Genomic DNA, 24,198 nt, shown 5'->3' with positions numbered 1-24,198 from the left:
ATCGACGTCATTACTAGGTGCGTAGTCATATTTAAATTGAGTTTAAATAATAAGAACACTTGGTTTTTGAATAAAAAAGATCAAGAAAACACAGCTGCCTGCTTGACCGGAACTTTCTAATGGGTGACCCTATTGGTTGCATTGGTTGACCCCATTGGTTGCATTGATTCCTGACCCCATTGGTTCCTAGTATTGTGTCCAGTTTCAGTGCTGGGGATCACTTCCAAAACGCCCATTAAAACAAAACCAAGTCCTCTTTTTATATTTTACTATAAATCAAAGTAACCGATTGAACCAAAATAGGAACTCAGCTATGGTTGAACCAACAATAAAAATAAATTACAAGCGAGTTATTCTACAGGCTCGTTACATGTACATCCAAATACATAACTAAATCTGAGTTAGCTAAGAGAGAAAAATGGGGCCTAAGAGGAGTTTCCGAAGAAATCAGCAAAATTCCTCGAGTGAGGATTTAGAGAAGGCTTTGAGCCGCCTCGCCAAAATATTGGATGAAAGAAAAAATAGCTCTTCATCGGGCTTTGAAAAATATAGCGCTATTATAGCCAATTTCTCCCAAGTCTTGATGCTCGTTGTTGTTGTATGGGGCTATCTCTACACAGTGTTACCGGTGTTCCAAAAGGAAAAATTAACAGAAGACTTGGCGCGCCTAGAGATCGAGAAGTCGCGCTGGGAGCAGGAGATCGAAAACTATGCTAAAAATATCCAGCGGAATCAAGCAGAGCTGTCATTACTGGAGTCGGATAAGTACGAATTAGAAAATTCATTAACCCGAATTAGATCCGAGAAGGAGCAGGGTGAGAGGGAATTAGAGCTATTGGCAGGTCGGGAAAAAATTTCTAGGGAAAAGCTTAAGACTACTGCTGATGCGTTAGCTGATGCAGAGAACCAACTTTATGAACAGCAGCGACTCAGACTACTCGGAAAAACCCCTATTTCCATAGAGTTCGTTTTTCTTTTAAATAAAGCGCGCAATACTTTTAGTATCTTTGAGCGTGATTCAGCTAGTACGGTAGCCGATGGATTAGCTTCCGCATTTATTCAGCCCATAGAATTTGTGGATAAGAAACTTGATAAGCTCCAAGAACAGGCAAACTCTGTCTCAAGCGAAATATATAGAAATGTTCAACTGCGTCTCATAGACGAGTTTAAGGCGGGAATTCAGAGGAACGCGTCAGTCCTTCAGTGCCCAGAACCAAATTTTCAATCTTGGGAAGCTGAGTTTGGTGGCGCGCTGTCCTTAGGCAATGAAATGGTTGAAAGCTGTATTGATTTCCATTTCAAGGTGAGAGCAGAAGAAGAGGATTGGTCTCAGCGTGAAATTTCGTCACTTCAAAGTTCAGAATTCTGGAATGAGCAGAGAGGAATCTATTCTCGAAGCTGTTCAATTGCAATTGATTACAAAATTAGAGATCTATATCGTAAACGTTGGATACATGTAAATAAACCATGCGAAGAGAGATTGAGAGAGATGAGTTCAATTGCACTGGAACCAGAGCCAATATTGAGCCTAACGCCTTTTAGGGATATGTCTCCACCTTCAGAATCTTATATAAGATCTGAAGTTCAGGCCTTAATTGATGGCTGGGATAAGCGCACGAACTAAAACATGTAACTGTAACAATCTACAGCACAGCGACCGATTTTACGCTGCTTCGCGGCTCAAAACCGGAGCGTGAGCCGAGCGTTACCAATGTCCGCAATTGGCACTTTCTAGCCACTCGACAACATAAACGTGATAGTCGTGTTGTTGCTAGCCAATTCATTATTTTTGTCGGATGGCGTGGCTTCGCCACTTATCCGACCTACACTGCCTAATAGCTATAACTCTTCCTCAAATCTTGGCACTTTTCGCTTGTCTGCTTTATTCATAGCAAGCTCTTGAATTTCTTCTTGCTTAAGTTCATCGGATTTAGTTTCTAATGATTGCTGATTAGCGTTTTCGTAGATAAGCTCAGTGAGTAGCGCAAAGTGATCAGACCCATATTTAGCTAGGCGCTTAATACGCTTTACTTTAAAACCTGGGCTGTGAAATAAGTGATCGAGTGGCCAGCGCATAAAAAAGTAACTTGCATGAAAAGTATTATAAAAACCTCGGCCTTTTCGAGGGTCTAAAAAGCCACTTATTTGCATAAACAAACGGGTGCTGCGCGACCAAGCTACATCATTTAAATCACCGGCAACTATGGTAGGTCGTGTTGGGTTTTTAAGCGCTTTAGCGACCATTATTAGCTCCGAGTCGCGCGGGCGCGATGAGTCTTCCTCTGTCGGGCTTGGTGGTGCGGGGTGAATAAAGTGCCCTTGCATTTGCAGGCCTTCATCGTTTTCAAACAAAATATGAATTGAGGGAATATCTTTTTCTATTAGCTCACATACTTGTGCATCGAGTATTTTAAACTTGCTGTATAAGTGCATGCCGTAACGATTGTCTTTAGGGCATTCTATGTAATATGGGTAATTTTTTTTAATGACTGATAATTTATTTTCCCACCAGCTATCGCTCTCAAGCGTAATGAGTAGGTCGGGTTGATGCTCATCAACAAGGCTAATTAACTGCTCACTTTTATGGTTCGACATAAGTACATTTGCCGACATAATTTGTATGCTATGGTCGATGTGCTTAGGTGCGCTTTGCACTTCTTTTTTAGCAAGCCACGTATACGGGTAAATCCATTTACCTTGTAAAATCATTATAAGCAATGAGGTTAAGGCTATAAATACATAGCCTATTGCGCTACTTTGCCATAATAAAAATAACGAAGTAACAGTGACTAAACTGGCAATATAAAACACTTGTAAGCGCACAAAGTCGCAACTACGCACCAAATAGTGTTGGCTGTAAGACATAGGTAACAAGGTAACCAGTAAAAAAAAGCCGATGATGATAGCCAGCGCAATGAGCATTTTAATATCCTTATAAGTTAACTTAGTGAATTTAATAACTGGAATTAATTTATGAGTTTAACAAACGGGTATGAACAACGAATGAAATTGCCAGCCATTAAAATTTAAGCTAACTCATCGCTGTTTATATTGTGTTTTACAGTGACTACGCATAATAGCAGGGTCACGTAGTTTTAAGTGTTTTGTTTTGCGACCAGCATGGCGTTTACGCCAAACTTTAAAACTACCATTTGAGATATTTTCACGCATAAAAACCACCAATTGCGGGTATTTTAATCCGTATAACTGCTCTATTGCCTCGTAAGGGGTTCTGTCTTCCCATGCCATTTCTATAATTCGTGATTGTTGCTCTGTGTTAAACATTTAGATTTGCTCAAATTGTGTTAATACGCTTTTTATATTTACTTAGATCAGTACAGTTAAACGCACCAGACTGGATAATCAAACATAATCTTCTACACTAATAAAAAAAACTGGGTTTTGGCTTAATGCGTGTAATTTTCTTTTTTATAATTTTATATTCAACACCGTTATTTGCATCGCAAAATAAAATCATACGCTGTGTTACTACTCACTACCCCCCTTTTACAATATATGACACTAACACCGAAACATTTACTGGTTTAGATATTGAATATTTAAGGTTTATTGAGCACAACCTAGAATTAAATATTGAACTAGTGCATTTACCTTGGGCACGTGTTCAAAAAGAAATGAAAAAAGATAACTTTGACTGTTATTTTTCATTAGGCAATAATCCAGAGCGTGCTAAATACTTAGACTTTACAACGGTGCCGCTGCATATAACTAAATTTGGCTTGTTTACGATTAACGATCAAAACGTTATTAATAATAATTTATCTCAAGCTGCAATATCAATGCTCAGAGGCGTTGATTTACCAGTAGAAATTGCCAAAAAGTACGCAATAGATTCAAATAATATAATGCGTTCACTTTCTAGCGAAGACACGTTTAAGCTCCTTAAAAAAGGGCGAGTGCAGTACGCTATTACAAATTACCAAGCTGGCCTTTGGTACACACAACCTTTCAAAAACATCACCTCTATTGAATTAAATGAATTTCAACTTCCTGTGTATATCGCATTTAAATTTGGAGTCATTGATACACATAAGGTCGATCAGCAAATTAAAGCTTTTCAAGCAAAGCGACTTAACAAAAACGATGACTAAATGCGTTTATCTTTATTTTATGTTCCTAAAAAAAATATCTTTAGGTGTATGATATAAACCTATCTACATAGAAATTATAAGATCTAAGCAATGTTTACAAAACTACCAAAGTGGGTTGAATATGGCGCGTTTACACTCGCATTTATAGCGGGCATAGTAAACGCTGTAGGCTTATTAGGATTTGAGCACCAGGCTATTTCGCATGTATCTGGCTCTGTTACTTTACTTGGTATTAAAGCAATAACTAATCCCAGTACTGCCTTATTGTTACTTTCAATAATTGTTAGCTTTATGTTGGGTTCGGCACTGTCGGGCTTTTTGCTCTCTGGTGGCTCATTAAAACTTGGTCGTCATTACGACACTTTGCTTTTTATTGAAGGATTGCTACTACTTGCGAGTGCTTATTTACTCAAAAACACATTCGTTTACGGCATTGTTTTAACGTCTGCTGCGTGTGGGTTACAAAATGCGCTAGCAACTAATTACAGTGGCGCAGTAGTTCGTACCACACACTTAACCGGTATTTTTACTGACCTTGGTTTAATGCTAGGTAAAGCGCTTAAAGGTGAGCAATTTGATACCCGTAAAGGCGTTATGTTTTTACTCATTATTGCAGGCTTTTTACTAGGCGGTATAACCGGCTACGTTTTATTTAAGCATTACTTAGTGCTGGCTTTGGTGTTTCCTGCTGTGGCTTGTTTTGTTTTATCAATTACGTATCGGGTTTATAGGTTACGTACGCTTTAACGCAACAAGTTTAAATGCATATTAAAACCGCATATTATAGAGGCAATGCAATATAGATTACTTTCAAGGAATGTATGAAACCTTATTTTCTGCCGCTGATATTACCCTTTAGCCACACTGCGTTTGCCGATAATAAAAACAACGATGCAATAGAAACCATAACAACTACGGCATCACGTATTGAAGCGCTATCTACCCCGCTTCCTTTATCAATAAGTACACTAACTCAAGCGCAGCTAAATAGCATAGCGCCTACGCATATTGAAGAAGCCCTGCAACGTGTAGCGGGTGCTAATATTCAACGCGGAAATGGCCAAGAGTATTTACCCGCACTTCGCTCCCCGGTACTTTCGGGCGCAGGCGCATGTGGTGGCATATTAACCTTAGAAGATGGCATACCACTTAGAGCCGCTGGGTTTTGTAACATAAACGAGTTATTTGAAGCGCACAGCGAAATGGCGCAGCGTATTGAAGTGCTAAAAGGCCCTGGCTCTGCACTTTATGGTTCAAACGCTGTGCATGGTGTTATTAATGTAATAACGCCCGACACTACTCAAGGCGGTGGTTTAGTTGGTTTAGACTATGGCTCGTACGGCTATACTCGCTACAAATTACGTGCAGGACAAGATTACGGCAAAAGCGGTATCGGCATTAACGCAAGTGTTACCGATGATAGCGGTTACCGCGACGACGAAAGCGTAGAGCAACAAAAAGTAAATATTCGCCATCGCTATTCAAATAATAATTTATTACTTACCTCAGGCCTTACTTACACAAATCTTGATCAGCAAACGGCTGGATTTATTACAGGCTTTGAAAGCTATAAAAACGAAGATCTCGCGCAAAAAAACGCTGACCCAGACGCATTTAGAAAAGCACGTGCATTTAGAGCATGGAGCAATGCAACATGGCAATTAAATAACGATGATGTGCTCTCTACTACGTTATATTTTCGCGACCAAAGCATGGACTTTTTTAAGCACTTTTTACCCGGCACACCGCTTGAAACAAACAGCCAAACAGGTTTTGGCGTACAATCGCTTTATCAATATAATTTACAAAGTAATATAAAAATAAACCTAGGGCTTGATGGCGAATACACGCAAGCCGACTTTACTCAAAGCCAAAACGAGCCCACTCAAGGCTCTGCATTTTTAGTTGCTACAGTACCCCAAGGTAAGCATTACGATTACGATGTAAACGCCACGCTTTATGCCCCTTTTGCATCGGTTGATTGGCAATTAAATAAATGGTTACTTACCGCAGGTGTGCGCTACGAGCATATGCAGTACGACTACACCAATAATATGCTAGCAGGTAGAACAAAAGACGATGGCACAGAATGCGGCTTTGGTGGCTGCCGATACAGCCGCCCAGCGAGTGCTAAAAATAGTTTTAGTAATCTATCGCCAAAGCTTGGGGTAAGTTATCAGTACAATACAAATAACACGCTTTATGCAAACTTTTCTCGCGGTTACAGAGCGCCACAAGCGGCTGAGCTATACCAATTACAACGCGAGCAAACTACTGCAAATTTAAGCGCCGAAATAGCCAATAACGCAGAGCTGGGTATTAAAGGGATTTACGAAAAACTACGTTATGGTGTGTCACTTTACGCTATGAGTAAACACAATACGATTTACCGCGATAGTGATTTTTTTACAGTAAATAATGGCAGCTCTCGCCATCGTGGTATTGAGCTTGAGCTTGACTACCAGCTCACTAAGTCGCTTGCACTTAACTTTGCTGGCACTCACGCAAAGCATACTTACACTAACAACCAAATACTTAACGGTTTAAATATAAACGGCAACGATATAGATACCGCGCCGCGTAATATTGCTAATCTCGATTTAACATGGCAGGCACTCAGTAATACGCAATTTGCTTTGCAGTGGCACCGCGTTGGTAACTACTACACCGACCCAGAAAACTTAAATAAATACCAAGGGCATGATGTTTTAAGCCTACGCGCACAGTGGCAAGTTACTAGTAATCTTGAGCTACTTGCTCGTATTATTAACTTAACTGATGAGGCTTATGCGGAGCGCGCCGATTACACCAGTTTTACCGGCGACAGATACTTCCCTGGCAAACCACGTAACGCCATGCTTTCAGCAACTTATACGTGGTAATGCTTACTTAAGGGCTAAGCTGATTTAAGTCGCTCATGTATTTCATGGGCGACTTTTTCATTACCTTTTTAAACATAGTAATAAATGCACTCACCGACTCATACCCTAATAATTCCGACACCTGCTGCACACTTTGCTTATCAGAAAGCGCTTTTAAGGCTGTAATTATATGCAATTGCGTACGCCACTTTCCAAATGTCATACCTGTTTCTTTTTTAATTAACCGCGCTAATGTGCGCTCAGTTAATGCAAACTGCTTAGCCCATTGTGGTAGTGTTTTTCGGTTATTTGGCATATTTATAAGCTGATCGCTCATGGTTTGAATTACCTCGTTTTTAGATAATACAAAATCAAGTGGTTGTACGGGCATTTCAATAAGTTGATCAAATAACACCTGCGCTAAACGCGCTGTTTTACTATTTAAAGTATAGTGCTGATTATGCCCAGCCAACTCACACATTAGCTCTTTAACCAGCGGCGTAATAGCTAACGTACAGGTATTTGGCGGCATACCGTTTTTACTACTATCAATAAATAAATGACAAAGCTGCGCGTTATCAGACGCCCTATTGCTATGCACCTTTTGTGCTGGGATCCAAATTGCACTGTGCGTGGGCACCATCCACATTTTGGCCGACACTTCACACGTTACATAACCATGTAGCGCTAAAATTAATTGCCCTTTTGGATGGGTATGCAGTGGTATTTCGTGACTGGCATGCGCGTGCTCTATTTTGGCTATTATAGGCTGCGCCATAGTTTCAAAATTTTTAATATCGTCCCAGCCAATTGCATCAAACATAGTTTTGTCTGTTTTTTAGTTATTTAATGTCATTATCTCTAAATTATAGTTTTTGCTAAGCCTTTATACTAGCGCCCATTAAGTATTAGCTTTAATGGTCTTCCCTTTTGTTAAATAACACACCTAAACCACGCTTTGCTGGCATATTACTTGTGCTTGGCATATTACTTATTGCCGCAAATTTACGCGCCACATTTACAGGTATTGCACCTGTGCTTAAACAAATTATTAATCACTTTGGGCTTAGCGCATCGCAAGCCGGTTTTTTAACAACACTGCCACTCATTGCCTTTGCGGTTGTATCGCCAATGGCCGCAACTCTTGCTAAAAAGCAAGGGCTAGAGCGCACCTTGTTTGTGGCTTTGTTATTTATACTTGCAGGGGTTGCAGCGCGGGTAATAAATACCTCAGCCATGCTTTTTGTAGGCACCGCTATTATTGGTGTAGGTATTGCCATCGCAAACGTATTATTACCAAGTTTAATTAAGCGCGACTTTCCTGCAAAGGTTGCGTTAATGACCTCAGCCTACGTGCTTACTATGGGCGTGGTATCGGGTGGGTTTTCCACTTTGGTATTTCCGCTTAGTCAGTTAAACGGATTAGGATGGCAACTTGCGCTGGGCTCATCAGCTCTTATTACTCTGGCGAGTATTATTGTATGGATGTCACAATTAAGTAAGCACACAAAACCCGCGAGTATTGCTCAACACGCTGACACGTCAAAAAGTGTATGGCGCTATTTACTAGCATGGCAAATTACCCTACTGCTGGGCTTAAACTCATTCTTAAATTATATAATTATCACGTGGTTACCTAGCATATTAATCGAAACAGGCCAAAGTGCCACGCAAGCAGGTGCTTATCATGGTGCTTTTCAAATAGCGACTGCATTACCGGGTTTAATATTAATTCCGTTACTTGCCAAATTAAAAGATCAAAGCGCGCTTAGCTTTATTTTAGCCATGTTGAGTGCACTTAGTGCATTGGGGCTGCTTTACATGCCTAACTTTGCCTTTGTTTGGACCTTAATGCTGGGTTTTTGCTCTGGAGCATGTTTTATACTTGGGCTGTCGTTTATTAGTTTACGAACCGATGATTCGCAACAAGCAGCGTCGCTTTCAGGCATGTCGCAAAGCGTAGGTTATTTACTCGCGGCTATTGGTCCTATGCTAGCTGGTGCATTACACACGACTACGGGAAGTTGGAGTGCGCCATTATGGCTGTGCGCTATTGCCGGAGTACTGTGTGCATTATGTGGTTTAGGCAGTGGTAAAAACACTACTTTAGCTAAATCAGCTAACTAGTTGCTGTAACCACGAAAATAAACCAGACGAAGTTTTATTACTCGCGTGCTTTTGCTCGTAGCGTTTATTAGTTGCTTCACGCTGTTCACGGCGCTCTTGCGCTAAATTAGCCTTTGCAGCAAAACGTAAACGCTGTTCTTGAGTAAGCTCATCATTAAAGTTTATTGCAGTTTTATTTACTGCTCGGCTGCTTTTAGGTGAACTACACATATTATTCTCCAAATGACTGACTTATAAGTAGACAGTCATTTGGTTAAATAAATTTCAAACCGCTTACTAAAAAAGTAATACTGATAACCCCAACTAACTAGTTTTGTGGTGTTGTATCAAATGCAGGTACTTCGTGTAAGCCGCTCAACCAGCTCAATGTTGATTTAGCCCAAATTTGTGCTGTTGGCGTAAATTGATCACGCTGATCAACCGCACCAATACGCAAACCATATACACGGTCAGCTTTAGCTTCGTTAGTTGCATAAAGTGTTGTACCACATGTGCCACAAAAACCTTGCGCACGCTTGTTACCACTTTGCGCTGTTTTAACAAACTCTTTTGGCTCACCTTGGGTAAACACCACTGAATTTGGCTCTGCAATTATAACGGCTCTAAATGGGCCGCTCGACATACGTTGGCAATCGCTACAATGGCAAACAAGTGCATTGTTATTTTGAGACTTTGCCTGGTATTTAATTTCACCACAGTAACAGCTTCCAGTAATTTCCATTATTTAAATCCTTAATGCTTATGAAGATTGAATCGAGATATAAGACCGGCAGTATCGATTCATTATTTTTAAAATATAAAAAACTGCTCGCCGGTTCATTTGTATATTCGGTTAGATTTTTAATTTTTGAGAGTGATTTTTTAAAAGTTGAGCAAGTGCTACAAACATAATCCGATGTTTTAAATAAAACAGCAATACCACGTTAAGCTAATAGCGTAACGTGGTACATCTAAATTATTTTTTATATGCGTTTAGATAATAAAATAAGAATAGCAATGTAGAGCCTCCCCTTATGTTGGGAGTAATTATTTAAATGCGTTAGCATTTTTTATGCTATCAAAATCGTTAAAGCGCACGTTATGCTGCGCCATTACTTTAAGTATTTTTTTACTTAGCATTTGGCGTAAATAAAACGGCTGATTTGGCACAAAATGATGGATAGTATGCGTTTTGCCAAAGTTAAAACAAAACAAGTGAAACGGCATAAATAAACGACTCGTTAGCACGTGAGTTTGCTCAAGCATGTTATTAACGCCGCCATAGTAATGCATGCTTGAGGTAACAAAGTTAAGCGAGCTTGAACGAATAATATTAGGCAAAATGAGCACGACCATTAAAAATTCAAACACATTCATTGTACTTAACAACCAGCTTGGTGAATTTAGCGAAAGTGGTATAAAAAAATCAACGCTATGAAACACAATAACGCTGTATAAAATAGCAAAATACACAGTTGTTACCGGAAATCCTGCATTAAAAATACTCGAAAAACTAAAGCCATTAATTTCTTTTCTAAAACGTTTACTAGAAATAATCAGCCCTAACAAACCATCAACAATAACTAGCGCACGTAAAAATGGGTTTTTGATGCCATTTCCAACCAAGCGCTCTTCTAGGTCTTGCTGTGTGCCGGAAGTTTTATGATGGTGTAAATGCATTTTACGCCGGTACCATGGGCTAATAGTATTTGGGCGCATTAGCCATACTGTCAACATCATAAAATTATGCATGAAAGGCTTATTACTAAAGTATTGTTTATGTATAAGGTCGTGTTCTAACTCATGGGAAATAGATGCAGCAATAGCCGCAAGTGCTATACATACCCAAGCCGGTATTATCGCTAAATAATATAAAACACCAACACCAGTTAATGCGCTAAGCGACAGCAATAAAATAATTAACCCTAAGGTATTTTGATGTGCAAGTAATGGGTGTTTTTGACGAAGTAACACTTCTTCTGCCTTGATTGCTTTAACAATCGCTTGAATGTTCTGTTTGGCACTTAATTGGGTCATGATGATGTCTTAAAAAACTTGATGTACAAATAATACCTGAATTAAGCGTAACATCTAAAAAAATGACAATAAAAAATGACAATACGCTTGATGCTAAAGTGTGCTTTCGCACAGCAATAAATACAATAATAACGAGACCACACACGACTAAACTCATACCTACTATATTTTATATTCAACTACTCTGGCTTTAATTACATGATTTTCGAGATCCAAACATCTAATTAGGGACACCTTTGCCTGTAATGTTCTGTAATACATATTTAGCTGCAATCGTTCTACACTTTCCTTAGTTAACCTGAGTTCTGGATAATAAATCAATCTCAAGCAACTATTTTCAGCGCTAACTGAGTTGAATTCATTTGAATCAGATCCGCTATTGGCGGTGAATTCACCTTATTTTCACTGAAAAAACCTAGCTATAAAAAATATCAATACAGTTCAATATGTTAGTAAATCTTTACCTGGGTTTTAGGTTAGTTAGTGAATAACCACTAAATATTGTTCATACACACTTAAAAAGGAAGATTAAAATGTCTAACGAAAGCTTATATCTGGTTAAACTACAGTTTAAATCTGGCGTTGTTGGTGGTGGTTCTATGGAATTACAATTATCAGTAGATCCAAAAACAGGAGCATTAAATGGTAGAGCAAATGGGGCCATTTTAGAGGGAACTCAGCATGCGCCGCAATTTACTTCTAGCGCATCAGGGCATATGCATGCAACAGGTTACAATGACGTAACCAAAGTTGGTGCAGTCACTGGCCAAGCCATTGTATCCTTCCCACCACCTGCAATTGGTAGCTATCAGTCGCCATTCACGGCAAGCTTCGCAGTAGATAATCAATGGAATGGTAAAGGTAGCTTTTCGGTTGGTGATAATACTTACCAAGGCCAAGTAAGTTTAATCGACTAATATAAAGAAAATATTTTTAACGGCACTTAATACATTTAAGTGCCGCTGTTACAGTCTTGCAAAACCCCCTCATTACAACAAAAATAAACAGCACGTAAGTAAAGCAATCAAAAGTTAAAACAGAGTACTTAAACTATACCGTTCTGCTTATTGTATGGGGCCTATTTTTAGGTAAAAAACCTTGCCGATAACAAGGCAGGAATTTCAAATGCAGTTGATATCAGGTTTAGTCCCTAAAATTAATTAAGAATTATCACGAATTGATATTATATCTGCGCTATATTATTAGTAATACTTTAAGCTAATCACTCAAAATTCAGGCATAAAAAAACCCCTGCTAAATCTAGCAGGGGCTATAAAAAGTGGTACCAGCGGCCGGACTCGAACCGGCACTCCTTTCGGAAGGGGATTTTGAATCCCCCATGTCTACCAATTTCATCACGCTGGCGTCATTTTTCTTTAACCTTCTAAACACGAGAAGATAAAGAAAAACCACTTTAGAGCTAAGGTTTGTTTATATGCCTTCGTCTCTATGCCAAGCATTATACAAACAATACATGCAGCAGCAAGCGTTTTATGACATTAGCATGATCAACCGCTTAACATTTAGCCATCTATTAACATTTACAAAAGAGATTGTTAGGTTAAATAGTATCGCTAAACTATAGCACTTAGTATTTGTAAGCTTTTTTGCTAAACTAGCGAGCATATTAATAGTGAGAGTGTCTTTATGTCTGGTAAGTTTCCACGGGCGAGTTTTTGGCGTCGTTTTGCGTCTTTAATTTACGATGCCTTAGTCGTAATTTCTTTATCTATGCTTACAGCCATACTTTATTTTGCAGTAATTCAAGGACTAAGTGCCTTGGGTTTTATTGCTCAAGCAGAAGATCCTGCAGCTTATATACAGGATTCCCCACTGCTATACAGTATTAGAAGTACGTTATTTGTAGGTATAAACATTTTCTTTTTTGCTTACTTTTGGACTAAAAGTGGCCAAACCATTGGTATGCGCGCATGGCGTTTAAAAGTACAAACACTCGACGGTAACCTTATTAGCTGGCCTCAAGCGATTATCCGCTGTGTAAGCTCACTACTTGGGTTAGGCAATTTAGTGGTGTTAGTTGATTTTAAAAACAAAAATGCATTACAAGATTATATTTCTAAAACCGAAGTAATTGCACTAACAAAAGAAGAAAACAAGCGTATTTATCGTGAGCTAGATTGAACCTATATCACTTATTTTAAAGTAAAAAAGCGTGGCTACTGTCACGCTTTTTTATGTTTATAAGTTTATTACCTACACTATTTTAAAAGCATTAAACTCGTTTATTCATCAAGTATGTCGCAAAACTTATAAATATTATGCTTGGTAATACAGCACCTACAATAGCTGGTATTTGATAAACCATAACCACTGGGCCAAATATTTCGTTAGTTAAATGAAACACGATACCGGTTACAACACCCATAATAATACGCGCCCCCATAGTAACGGTACGTAGTGGGCCAAATATAAACGAGAGCGCCACCAGCAGCATTACCGCAACAGATACAGGCTGCATAAACTTACGCCAAAGGGCAAGCTCGTAGGTACTAGTGTCTTGCTCATTTTGTTCTAAATACCCTAAATACGACCATAAACCAGTAAACGATAACGACTCTGGCTTGACTGATACAACACCCAGCTTTTCAGCGGTGAGTTGTGAGGCATAAAATTCTTCAGGCACCTGTTCTGTGGTAATTTTTTCGTCGGTGATAATTACCTTATTTATATCACGAAGTAGCCAACCGTCATTACGACTCAAAGCATTTTTTGCTTTAGTGATTTGAGTCAAATCTAATGATTTGTCAAAATGATACATATACACACCATGCAGCATTCCATTTTGATCAACATCTTCTATGTTAATAAAGTTATTACCATCTTTAGCCCATACGCCTTTTTGCGCATTAAATACATCACCGCCATGTATTGCCTGATTACGCATTTCTTTAGCGTGCAGCTGTGCCTCTGGTGCACCCCACTCGCCAAGTGCCATCATACAAAAAGCCATAAATACGGCCGTTTTCATTACCGAGCCGATTATTTGTAAACGCGACATACCAGCCGCTTGCATTACCACCAGCTCACTGTTTGAGGCGAGTGCCCCTAAACCCGTTAATCCGCCAATTAGCGCAGCCATAGGGAAAAATACAACAAGGTCACCCGGTATAGTATATAAAGTGTAAAGCATTGCGGTAATTAAGTCGTAACTACCACGCCCTACCGATTTTAACTGTTCAATAAATTTTATGAGGGTACTAATACCCACTAATACCAATAAGGCAAAGCCTGTTGTTTGTAAAATACTGCGGCCTAAATACCAATCAAGCGTTTTCATCATGAGCCTAGTTCTCGCTTAGTTACAACAGCTTTGAGCCAAGCGCCCAATGGACGCCCTTTAATTATTAATAGCCCACCTATAAATAGGGCACTTATGTGGATCCACCACAACCCTATTGATGGTGGTATTTTACCATCCTCAACTGCAAATTTAGCTGCATTAAGTAAAATAAAGTAACCCAAATACAAGCTAATAGCGGGCACTAATTTAGCAAACTTACCTTGACGCGGGTTTACAACACTTAATGGCACAGCGAGCAAAGTAAGCAGTGGAATAGAAAGTGGAATAGCGAGACGCCACTGCCATTGTGCTATAGATTCAGGGGTATTTATTGCCAGTAACTGATTAGTTGGCACCGCTTCTAGCTTACGGCGTTGATGCTCTATTTCTTGATCGCGGATTTGTACGCTATAGCCGTCAAATTCAGTTAAATTAAGTGCAGGTGTTAAACCGTCAGTTTCATAACGTTTACCATCAGTAAGCACTAACTGCTGTTCACCATTAACGGCTTCTACTACTACGCCTTGTTCTGCGTAAACTAGGCGTGCAAGGTTATCTTTTTCGCTGTTAGGTAGTTGCGCTACAAATACCTTATTAAGCTCTTTGCCGCCTTTTTCAATATTGTGAATAAATACCACGGCTTTTTCGTTACCGGTTTCTTGAAATCGCCCCGCTCTTAGCGCGGATAAACCGGCATCGGCTTTAGCTTGTTCTTTTAATTGGTATTCTTGCTCACTTGCCCATGGTGCTATGTACATGGTGAGCGCTGCGGCTAAAAATGCCAACCCTGCACTTGATATAAGCGTAACGCGCACAACGTACCATTCACTTACGCCACAGGCTTTAAGCACGGTCATCTCGCTATCAGCATAAATACGGCTGTAAGCTAAAATAATGCCTAAAAATATACTCAGCGGAAGTATTAAAGAGGCTAATTGCGGTAATTTAAGTGCAATCATCGACAGAACTAGTTTGGCAGGGATACTACCCTCGGAGGCATCGCCTAAAATAACAACTAACTTTTGTGACAAAAAAATGGTCATTAAAGTTAAAAATACGGCGACCTGCGATTTTAAAACCTCTGAGGTCAAATAACGGAAAATTAGCAATGCTCGCCCCTGTTAAACATGGAATTTCACTAAGATAGTGATAATTTAATAGTTAAATAGCTATTTTACGCAGCTTGTACTGGCAAATTAGCCATTATTATAAGCCATCAAATTTAATTATCCTACCTAAGAGCACGATATAATGTTGCATTAGTAGCCCTTAAGCATATAAAGTTCAATTACACAGTAAGAGTCTAGCAAAATCAGCTAATATTAGAGTTATTAGACTAGAAATCTTTTTTTTAGCCCCTATTTAATAGCCTAATCGACTCAAAACCAGGAGTGACAATGGAATTTAGCGTAAAAAGTGGTAGCCCAGAAAAACAACGTAGCGCATGTATTGTAGTTGGCGTTTACGAGCCACGTAGGTTATCCCCCATTGGTGAACAACTCGATAAAATCAGTGACGGTTATATCTCAAACTTACTTCGCCGTGGTGATTTAGAAGGTAAACCAGGTCAAGTTTTATTATTGCATCATGTACCTAATGTATTAAGCGAGCGCATATTGCTTGTAGGCTGTGGTAAAGAACGCGAACTTGACGATAAACAATACAAACAAATTATTTCTAAAACAATAAATACCTTAAACGATACTGGTTCAATGGAAGCGGTATGCTTTTTAACAGAACAACACGTTAAAGGTCGCGACACCTACTGGAAAGTGCGCCAAGCGGTAGAAACTACGCAAGATTGTTTATATACGTTTAACCAATTAAAAAGCAAAAAAGTAGACCCTCGTCGTCCATTACGTAAAATGGTATTCAACGTGCCAACACGCCGTGAACTAACTATTGGCGAAAGTGCCATTGAGCATGGTTTAGCCATTGCTGCAGGTAGCAAGTTATGTAAAGACGTAGCCAATATGCCACCAAATATTTGTAACCCTGCTTACTTAGGTGAGCAAGCACAAGAGCTGGCAACTAATTTTGACAACATCACTGTTGATATTATTGGCGAAGAACAAATGGCAGAGCTAGGCATGAACTCTTACCTAGCTGTTGGTCGTGGTAGCGTTAATGAATCTGTTATGTCGATTATTAACTATAAAGGCGCAGCCGATGACCAAGCTCCAATTGTACTTGTTGGTAAAGGTTTAACGTTTGACTCAGGCGGTATTTCATTAAAACCAGGCGAAGGCATGGACGAAATGAAATACGACATGGGCGGCGCTGCAGGTGTTATTGGCGCAATGCGTGCGCTTGCACAAATGCAATTGCCAATTAACGTTATTGGTGTTTTAGCGGGCTGTGAAAACATGCCTGGTCCAAATGCTTATCGCCCGGGTGATATTTTAACAACCATGTCGGGGCAAACAGTTGAAGTGTTAAACACCGATGCTGAAGGCCGTTTAGTATTGTGTGACGCGCTAACGTACGTTGAACGCTTTAATCCAGATACGGTTATTGACGTAGCAACACTTACTGGCGCTTGTATTGTAGCCCTTGGCGCGCATGCGACTGGTTTACTATCAAACCATAACCCACTTGCACACGATTTATTAAAAGCGTCTGAGCAAAGTGGTGACCGTGCATGGCAGTTGCCACTGTGGGACGACTATCAAGATCAGCTAGATAGCCCTTTTGCTGATTTTACTAACTTAGGTGGACGTTCTGCTGGCACAATTACCGCTGCATGTTTCTTGTCTAAATTTACTAAAAAGTATCATTGGGCGCATTTAGACGTAGCCGGTACAGCGTGGAAAAGTGGAGCTAAAAAAGGCGCAACTGGTCGCCCTGTTCCTATGCTTACTCAGTACTTGTTAAATAGAGCTGGCGTAAGTGAAGCCGCTCAAGATTAAAGTGAACACTTAACTTTAAACCTGTTTATAAGGCGCCGTTTGGCGCCTTATTTATTTGTGTATTAATTGAAGCAAAACGCGTTATATGGCAAAATCTGCCTCTTAATTTATGTGTATCAACTTAGTGCACATTTAATGTTATGGGAAACCCCGATACAATGAACATGAACGCCCAATTTTTCGTTCTAAAGCAACAAGATGAATCGTTGGCAAAGCCAGACGATCATTTTGCTTTGGCAGCTCAAATTGCAGCCGATCAGTATCGAAACGGTCAACGCGTATTTATATGTGTCGATAACAACGAGACCGCCTGTGCCATTGATGAAATAATTTGGGCATTCGATCCCGACAGTTTTGTACCTCATAACCTACAAGGTGAAGGCCCTAAAGGCGGCGCACCTGTAGAAATTGGTATAACGCCTCCTGTTGGTAATCGTAAAGTTTTAATTAATTTGGCTAATAACTTACCGGATTTTATTCGTCGATTTAACCAAGTTTTTGATTTTGTACCCGTAGAACCCGTTGCTAAGCAAGCTGCTCGCGAGCGCTTTAAAAAGCTGCGCCAACTCGGTGCCAATCTCACCACGCAAGATATTAATAACTAAAAACACGTTTAGTTAAATAGCTAACCAACTAATTTAAGTACTTATTTAAGGTTCTGTGTAATGGATAAAACCTACAATCCGCAAGATATTGAACAGTCTCTATATCAAGACTGGGAACAAAAAGGCTACTTTAAGCCATCTGGCAAAGGCGTACCATATTCAATTATGATCCCGCCGCCAAATGTCACAGGTAGCTTACACATGGGCCACGCCTTCCAAGATACAATAATGGATACCTTAACGCGTTTTAAACGTATGCAAGGTAACAACACATTATGGCAAGTAGGTACTGACCACGCAGGCATTGCAACGCAAATGTTGGTTGAGCGTAAATTGCATGCTGAAGAAGGCAAAACACGCCACGATTTAGGCCGTGAAGATTTTATTAATAAAATCTGGGAATGGAAAAAAGAATCAGGCGGCACTATTACTAAGCAGCTTCGTCGCCTTGGCGCATCGGTTGATTGGGATCGTGAACGCTTTACAATGGACGATGGTTTATCTGAAGCCGTTAAAGAAGTGTTTGTACGCCTTCATAAAGAAAACCTAATTTACCGTGGCAAACGCCTAGTAAACTGGGATCCTAAATTACACACTGCTATTTCTGATCTTGAAGTTGAAAACAAAGACAAGCAAGGCCACATGTGGAACTTACGTTACCCACTGGCTGATGGCGTAACAACACAAGACGGAAAAGACTACATAGTAGTAGCTACAACTCGCCCTGAAACCATGCTTGGCGACTCGGGTGTTGCAGTAAATCCAGATGACGAACGCTATACAGATTTAATCGGTAAAGAGATTTTATTACCAATCGTTAATCGTCGTATTAAAATTGTTGCTGACGAACATGCCGATAAAGATAAAGGCACGGGCTGTGTAAAAATAACCCCAGCGCACGACTTTAACGATAACGAAGTGGGCAAGCGTCATCAAATGCCGATGATCAACATTTTCGATAAAGACGCCGCTATTCTTACCCAAGGTGAAACATACACCTTTGACGGTAAAGGGCTTGAGTTTGATGCGCCAATTCCTGAGCGCCTACACGGCCTTGATCGTTTTGCTGCGCGTAAAGCAATTGTGGCAGAATTTGAAGAGCTAGGCCTACTTGAAAAAATTGAAGACCATGGTTTAACCGTTCCTTACGGCGATCGCTCTGGCGTGGTAATTGAGCCACTACTTACCGACCAATGGTATGTACGTGTTGCACCACTAGCTGAACCTGCAAAAGACGCAGTTAAAAACGGCGACATTCAATTTGTACCTAAGCAATACGAAAACATGTACTTCTCGTGGATGAACGACGTACAAGATTGGTGTATTTCACGCCAGCTTTGGTGGGGTCACCGCATTCCAGCTTGGTACGACAGTGAAGGCAATGTATTTGTTGGTCGCGACGAAGCTGAAGTACGCCGTGAAAACAACATTGCAGACAGCGTAACGCTAAGCCAAGACGAAGACGTACTTGATACGTGGTTCTCATCAGCGCTTTGGACGTTCTCTACACAAGGTTGGCCAGAAAATACCGATGATTTAAAAACCTTCCACCCGTCTGACGTGTTGGTAACTGGTTTTGATATTATTTTCTTCTGGGTTGCGCGCATGATTATGATGACGCTGCACTTTGTAAAAGACGAAAATGGCAAACCACAAGTTCCGTTTAAAACCGTGTATGTAACTGGCTTAATACGTGACGACAATGGCGATAAAATGTCTAAGTCAAAAGGTAACGTACTTGACCCATTAGACATGATTGACGGCATTGAACTTGAAGACCTAGTACAAAAACGTACTGGTAACATGATGCAGCCAAAACTTGCCGCTAAAATCGAAAAAGATACGCGTAAAGTATTTGCAGGCGGTATTGAAGCACACGGCACCGACGCCCTTCGCTTTACACTTGCTGCAATGGCATCTACCGGTCGTGATATTAACTGGGATATGAACCGCCTTGAAGGTTACCGCAACTTCTGTAACAAATTATGGAACGCGAGCCGTTACGTATTAATGAACACAGAAGAGCAAGACTGTGGTTTTGCAAACGGTGCTCAAACGGAGCTTTCATTAGCTGATCGTTGGATTTTAGGTCAATATGAAGCAACCGTTAAAACCTATACAGAGCATTTAGATAACTACCGCTTTGACTTAGCTGCTAACACGCTTTACGAATTCACTTGGAACCAATTTTGTGATTGGTACTTAGAGCTCACTAAGCCGGTATTATTTAAAGGTAATGAAGCGCAGCAACGTGGTACCCGTAATACACTTATTACCGTACTTGAAAGCTTACTGCGTTTAATGCACCCAATGATGCCATACATCACTGAAACTATTTGGCAACGTGTTGCACCACTTGCAGGCCTTAAAACAGAGAACACCAGCATTATGGTTCAGCCGTTCCCTGTATATAATGAAGCAAGCGTTGATGCTAAAGCGATGGACGATTTAGAGTGGGTTAAACAATTCATTTTAGCTATTCGTAATATTCGTGGTGAAATGGATATTAGTCCAAGTAAACCACTTAGCGTATTACTTGCTAATGCATCAAGCGATGACGTGCGCCGCATTGAAGAAAACAAATCATTTTTAGCATCACTTGCAAAAATTGAAGAGTTTACAATGCTTGAAAACAAAAACGACGCACCAGCATGTGCGACTTCTTATGTTGGCAACCTTGAGATCATGATCCCAATGGCAGGCTTAATTGATGTGGAAGCCGAACTTTCGCGTATTAATAAGCAACTCGAAAAAGCCGAAAAGGGCCTAGCACAAGTGCAAAACAAACTCGCTAACGAAAAGTTTGTTAATAACGCTCCTGAAGCGGTACTTGCTAAAGAAAATGCAAAATTGGCTGAGTTTAGCGATGCTAAAACTAAGCTACTTGAGCAAAAAACTAAAATAGAAAGCTTATAATTTTAGTTATTATGCCTATTAACACTATTTAATAGGCATTAAAAAAGCCGCTCACCTTAATAAAGTGAGCGGCTTTTTTGTGCCCTGTGATTAACCACAAGACACTCCTACATTAAAATTTGTAGTTATACTGAGCACCAATTAGTACTGCGTGGCCTTTAGATTCGAAGCCCCACTGGCTGCCTGAGTCATCAGCTTCTGTAAACGTTTGTGTTTTACCACGGATAATACTTACACCAAGATCAACATTAGAGTTTTGATCGATAGTGTAGTTACCACCAAACGAGAACCAGAAACGGTCTGTATCAGGAATCGAAATTGATAGATGTGTTTGTGATACAGGAGACTCATCAAATGCAACACCGGCACGTAGTAATAAATCTTCGTTTAACTGGTAATCTGCACCGACTGAGTAGCGGAATGAATCGCTAAAACTCTCGTTCTTTTCAAACGCGGTAAACTTGTTACCTGTTGGTGCTGTTACTTGCGCTTCTAAAGACTCAAAGCTACTCCAACCAGTCCATAATACACTGTAGTGCAGCCCTAATTTTTCGTCTAACTGATGCGAACCAGAAAACTCAGCAATAGCTGGTAAAGTGATTTCTACAGAACCAGGAAGCACTGTGCCTTGTGTGCCGCCAGCGGCTGCAGGTAGCCCATTAGAAAAATCACCATCAAACGTGATATCAGTTTCTGTTCTGTAGTTAAAACCAAAACGGCTGTTTTCATCTAATTGATACATTAAACCTACGTTTAAACCAAAACCAGTATCATCACCTTGAAGATTTACTGCATCAGTACCAAAGTCAAAGCCACTTGCATTTGCGCCAACTTTACGAATAACTGTTGCATCAGCATAAATAGCATTTAGGCCTATACCAAAGCTAAATTGTTCAGATACTTTATAAGCAACGCTTGCATTAAGATTAACAGTAAATATTTCTGTTTCACCTGCAATTTGCCCTGCTACGTAGTCATTTTTAAACTCAGTAGATAAACCAAAGTTAGAAAAAGCACCAAAACCAACTGATACTTTGTCGTTATAAGGCATAGTAAAGTAAATTGCAGGAACAACGGCGCTAGGAGCAATGCTGTCATCATCTAATGCGCTTGGGTCAATACCGTTATTAGTACTTTCACCTTCAAGACTTACATCAGGAATAACGCCAATAGCAGCAACACTTAGTTGCTTGTCTTTAAATAAAGTCATTAGTGCTGGGTTACGTGCAACAACAGATGCGTCGTCTGCAATAGAAGCTTCACCAGCATATGCACGGCCTAAACCTGATGCATTTTGTTCTGCTAGTTGAAATGCAGCTGCAAAACTGTCTGCAGAAACAAATGCAAGCGAAGCTGCAATAAGAGTTTTAGTAAATTTCATTGTTGTGTCCTTAACCAAACTAACTGTTTGGATAGCTATGTGTGTTGTTATTAGGATTTCAAACCAGGCTACACTACCTGATTTTTTTATAAAAGACTCTATGAATACGTCAAAATACTATGAAAAACATGGTTTTTAACGACATTTTAACAACTAATTAAAACTCATCGGACTAGATCTGTGCTATTAGAGTATATACTCTAAATGTAATTAGTTATCATTTAGATTGACTTGAAGTAGTTAGCAATTTACACTCACTACAAAATCACAAAGGAAATAAAACTGTGATCATTTCACTTATTGTAGCTGGGCTTATTTTTTGTGGGGCGAGTGTATTTTGTTTTTATAAAGCAAATTACTGCGCATGTACGCAAGCAGGACAATGCGACAATCCAGTAAATCACTATTGGCTTGGTGCTATGCTAAGCGCACTAATTTCGCTCGCATTTTGTTGTTTAGCACTGCATGTAGAGCTAGGCACTTTATTGTGGCTAACACTGATGGGAAGTTGTTTTTTAGGGGCATTTATTTCAGCTAAGAAAAGCAATCAACGAAAGTGTACAAACACTACGCAAGCAGATGCTCTTTTAGTAAACGAGACAAATTAATTTTATAGTCTAGTGGTTTAACACTCGCTAAAATTTTAAGCTCTTGGTTACTGTCACTTAAATCAATATCTTTGGCAGTTACATGATGCCCATGTTTAGCATTAAAAAATAACTTAATTTTTGGCTTTATCGGATTCAAGTTATTCCCCTCCAATACTAACGCTAGGCGTTCATTAGTTAGCTTCACAATAGTCCCTACGGGATGCACGCCCAAGCACTTTATAAAACGCTGCACTAATTCAGCATCAAACATTTGCTTGTTAGCCAATAAGTAACGCAGTGCATTAATAGGTTCTTCGCCATCTTGATGAGGCCTGTCTGCTGTCATCGCATCATATACATCTACAATTGCCATTATCCGTGCGGGACGGCTTATTTTTTCTGCAGCAATGCCCCGGGGATAACCTGAACCATCTAATCGTTCATGGTGATTGACTATCATATCTAACATAAGTGGCGAAATACTCTTTTCACCTTTGACCAGACCCAGCCCTAAAGCAACATGTTTTTTAATACTCGCCATTTCGTTATTAGTAACTTTGCCTGGTTTTGATAGTATGCCTTGCGGTAGTTTAGATTGCCCTAAATCATGCAGTAGTGCGCCCATAGCAAGCTCCTGCACAAGCGCTTCTTTGTAACCTAGGTATTTAGCAAATACACTCGTAAAAATGGCGCAGTTGATCATATGACGCCAATTATAGCTGTGCTTATCTTTAATTCGAGTAAGGATTGTCATCGCATTAGCATTACGAAATACTGAAGCAACGATTTCATTTGCTATTTCATCAAGTACTTTTACGTTAAGAGTTAATCCGGCTATTAAATCGCTATATAAAGATTGTATTTTACGGTTATGTTGGTCGTAACTTACACTCGCTTTAGCAAATTCTTGCTGTACCGTTATTGCAGATTTGGCCTTAACTGGTTTTTGTTGGCTGCTCGATGTTTTAGGTTTATTTTGTGGCTTATATTTGGCGGGGATTGCGACTTCACTCTTAGCGAAATCAATAAGAAGTTCAAGAACCCCTTCTGCAATTAAACGCTTAATTATAGATTTGTCTCTGACTAACCCGCTAGTCTTAATTTTTATACTATTAATCCCTTCATGTTGCTTAGTAACACTGTCGACATACATGCCAGGTATTAGCTCAGGGATAGGTAAAGTTATTAGCATAAAAGCGGCTATTTCTACAATTAATGAATATGTACCTTAAATAGCATTGTTTAATACTTAAAGTCCATTCATTCGTACTTTAGTAGTTATAATTCACTAAAAAGTAGTAATTTATATTATTAAATAATATCTCATTTAATTTTGCGTTATTTTTAATTTAATGGGGAACGCTAAAGGGTTTTGAACTG

At 39.7% G+C, this 24,198-nt stretch carries 21 protein-coding genes and 1 tRNA gene; 11 read left to right on the top strand and 11 right to left on the bottom strand.

Annotated elements, in window-relative coordinates:
• Nucleotides 1-484: 484 nt before the first annotated feature.
• On the top strand, nt 485-1,624 hold the full coding sequence (locus NRL14_RS19315) for a hypothetical protein (RefSeq protein WP_306725396.1): 1,140 nt from the start codon (nt 485-487) through the stop codon (nt 1,622-1,624).
• A gap of 215 nt (nt 1,625-1,839) precedes the next feature.
• On the opposite strand, the gene NRL14_RS19310 is transcribed toward NRL14_RS19315, so the two are convergent.
• Both NRL14_RS19310 and NRL14_RS19305 read right to left on the bottom strand, forming a co-directional pair.
• Complete coding sequence (locus NRL14_RS19310; RefSeq protein WP_306725395.1) at nt 1,840-2,922, bottom strand: endonuclease/exonuclease/phosphatase family protein; 1,083 nt, start codon at nt 2,920-2,922, stop codon at nt 1,840-1,842.
• Between the two features lie 114 nt (nt 2,923-3,036).
• Nucleotides 3,037-3,285: a TIGR03643 family protein gene (locus NRL14_RS19305; RefSeq protein WP_033038018.1), complete on the bottom strand. Its 249-nt coding sequence runs from the start codon at nt 3,283-3,285 to the stop codon at nt 3,037-3,039.
• 125 nt (nt 3,286-3,410) lie between these two features.
• Between NRL14_RS19305 and NRL14_RS19300 the strand changes: the two genes are divergently transcribed.
• The 3 genes from NRL14_RS19300 to NRL14_RS19290 all read left to right on the top strand — a co-directional run bounded on the left by NRL14_RS19300 (nt 3,411) and on the right by NRL14_RS19290 (nt 6,994).
• Nucleotides 3,411-4,112, top strand: a complete 702-nt coding sequence (locus NRL14_RS19300; RefSeq protein ID WP_007377049.1) for an ABC transporter substrate-binding protein — start codon at nt 3,411-3,413, stop codon at nt 4,110-4,112.
• A gap of 90 nt (nt 4,113-4,202) precedes the next feature.
• Nucleotides 4,203-4,859: a YoaK family protein gene (locus tag NRL14_RS19295; RefSeq protein WP_007377050.1), complete on the top strand. Its 657-nt coding sequence runs from the start codon at nt 4,203-4,205 to the stop codon at nt 4,857-4,859.
• A gap of 74 nt (nt 4,860-4,933) precedes the next feature.
• Complete coding sequence (locus tag NRL14_RS19290; protein ID WP_306725394.1) at nt 4,934-6,994, top strand: TonB-dependent receptor; 2,061 nt, start codon at nt 4,934-4,936, stop codon at nt 6,992-6,994.
• Between the two features lie 7 nt (nt 6,995-7,001).
• Here NRL14_RS19290 and NRL14_RS19285 read toward each other — a convergent pair whose 3' ends face one another.
• A complete protein-coding gene (locus NRL14_RS19285; protein WP_306725393.1) occupies nt 7,002-7,796 on the bottom strand; it encodes a helix-turn-helix domain-containing protein in 795 nt (264 codons plus the stop codon).
• A gap of 107 nt (nt 7,797-7,903) precedes the next feature.
• On the opposite strand from NRL14_RS19285, the gene NRL14_RS19280 reads away from it, so the two are divergent.
• On the top strand, nt 7,904-9,100 hold the full coding sequence (locus tag NRL14_RS19280; RefSeq protein ID WP_306725392.1) for an MFS transporter: 1,197 nt from the start codon (nt 7,904-7,906) through the stop codon (nt 9,098-9,100).
• On the opposite strand, the gene NRL14_RS19275 is transcribed toward NRL14_RS19280, so the two are convergent.
• From NRL14_RS19275 to NRL14_RS19265, 3 genes are all read right to left on the bottom strand, one after another.
• Nucleotides 9,089-9,310, bottom strand: a complete 222-nt coding sequence (locus NRL14_RS19275) for a hypothetical protein (protein WP_306725391.1) — start codon at nt 9,308-9,310, stop codon at nt 9,089-9,091. The two genes, NRL14_RS19280 and NRL14_RS19275, sit on opposite strands and share 12 nt — an antisense overlap.
• 97 nt (nt 9,311-9,407) lie before the next feature.
• Nucleotides 9,408-9,821 (bottom strand): GFA family protein, encoded by a 414-nt coding sequence (locus NRL14_RS19270; RefSeq protein ID WP_007377055.1) that lies wholly within the window; start codon nt 9,819-9,821, stop codon nt 9,408-9,410.
• Nucleotides 9,822-10,126: 305 nt separating this feature from the next.
• Nucleotides 10,127-11,116, bottom strand: a complete 990-nt coding sequence (locus tag NRL14_RS19265; RefSeq protein WP_306725390.1) for a fatty acid desaturase — start codon at nt 11,114-11,116, stop codon at nt 10,127-10,129.
• Between the two features lie 533 nt (nt 11,117-11,649).
• On the opposite strand from NRL14_RS19265, the gene NRL14_RS19260 reads away from it, so the two are divergent.
• Nucleotides 11,650-12,033: a DUF1842 domain-containing protein gene (locus tag NRL14_RS19260; protein ID WP_008134994.1), complete on the top strand. Its 384-nt coding sequence runs from the start codon at nt 11,650-11,652 to the stop codon at nt 12,031-12,033.
• A 363-nt stretch (nt 12,034-12,396) separates the two neighbouring features.
• On the opposite strand, the gene NRL14_RS19255 is transcribed toward NRL14_RS19260, so the two are convergent.
• Nucleotides 12,397-12,481 (bottom strand) — tRNA-Leu (locus NRL14_RS19255).
• A gap of 282 nt (nt 12,482-12,763) precedes the next feature.
• Between NRL14_RS19255 and NRL14_RS19250 the strand changes: the two genes are divergently transcribed.
• Nucleotides 12,764-13,258: an RDD family protein gene (locus tag NRL14_RS19250; RefSeq protein ID WP_306725389.1), complete on the top strand. Its 495-nt coding sequence runs from the start codon at nt 12,764-12,766 to the stop codon at nt 13,256-13,258.
• A gap of 91 nt (nt 13,259-13,349) precedes the next feature.
• Here NRL14_RS19250 and lptG read toward each other — a convergent pair whose 3' ends face one another.
• Together lptG and lptF are read right to left on the bottom strand one after the other, a co-directional pair.
• Nucleotides 13,350-14,417: an LPS export ABC transporter permease LptG gene (gene lptG, locus NRL14_RS19245; RefSeq protein WP_033015376.1), complete on the bottom strand. Its 1,068-nt coding sequence runs from the start codon at nt 14,415-14,417 to the stop codon at nt 13,350-13,352.
• Entirely contained in the window at nt 14,414-15,526 is a 1,113-nt protein-coding gene (lptF, locus tag NRL14_RS19240; protein WP_007377062.1) for an LPS export ABC transporter permease LptF, read from the bottom strand. The genes lptG and lptF overlap by 4 nt, the downstream gene beginning before the upstream one ends.
• Nucleotides 15,527-15,814: 288 nt before the next feature.
• On the opposite strand from lptF, the gene pepA reads away from it, so the two are divergent.
• From pepA to NRL14_RS19225, 3 genes are all read left to right on the top strand, one after another.
• Nucleotides 15,815-17,326 (top strand): leucyl aminopeptidase, encoded by a 1,512-nt coding sequence (pepA, locus tag NRL14_RS19235; protein WP_096793662.1) that lies wholly within the window; start codon nt 15,815-15,817, stop codon nt 17,324-17,326.
• A 158-nt stretch (nt 17,327-17,484) separates the two neighbouring features.
• Nucleotides 17,485-17,931, top strand: coding sequence for a DNA polymerase III subunit chi (locus NRL14_RS19230; protein ID WP_007377064.1), 447 nt, complete (start codon nt 17,485-17,487; stop codon nt 17,929-17,931).
• A gap of 60 nt (nt 17,932-17,991) precedes the next feature.
• Nucleotides 17,992-20,847 (top strand): valine--tRNA ligase, encoded by a 2,856-nt coding sequence (locus tag NRL14_RS19225; RefSeq protein ID WP_306725388.1) that lies wholly within the window; start codon nt 17,992-17,994, stop codon nt 20,845-20,847.
• A 112-nt stretch (nt 20,848-20,959) separates the two neighbouring features.
• On the opposite strand, the gene NRL14_RS19220 is transcribed toward NRL14_RS19225, so the two are convergent.
• Entirely contained in the window at nt 20,960-22,228 is a 1,269-nt protein-coding gene (locus tag NRL14_RS19220) for an outer membrane protein transport protein (protein WP_033031415.1), read from the bottom strand.
• A 284-nt stretch (nt 22,229-22,512) separates the two neighbouring features.
• On the opposite strand from NRL14_RS19220, the gene NRL14_RS19215 reads away from it, so the two are divergent.
• Entirely contained in the window at nt 22,513-22,836 is a 324-nt protein-coding gene (locus tag NRL14_RS19215) for a YwiC-like family protein (RefSeq protein ID WP_033031413.1), read from the top strand.
• Here NRL14_RS19215 and NRL14_RS19210 read toward each other — a convergent pair.
• Nucleotides 22,796-24,010, bottom strand: a complete 1,215-nt coding sequence (locus NRL14_RS19210; protein WP_007378485.1) for an HD-GYP domain-containing protein — start codon at nt 24,008-24,010, stop codon at nt 22,796-22,798. The genes NRL14_RS19215 and NRL14_RS19210 overlap by 41 nt on opposite strands.
• Nucleotides 24,011-24,198 lie beyond the last annotated feature (188 nt).

The organism is Pseudoalteromonas sp. 20-92 (assembly GCF_030847595.1).
GTDB classification, from domain to species: Bacteria; Pseudomonadota; Gammaproteobacteria; order Enterobacterales; family Alteromonadaceae; genus Pseudoalteromonas; species Pseudoalteromonas fuliginea.
The sequence above is the reverse complement of the archived record's forward strand: the minus strand, read 5'-3'. Positions and strand labels throughout refer to the sequence as shown.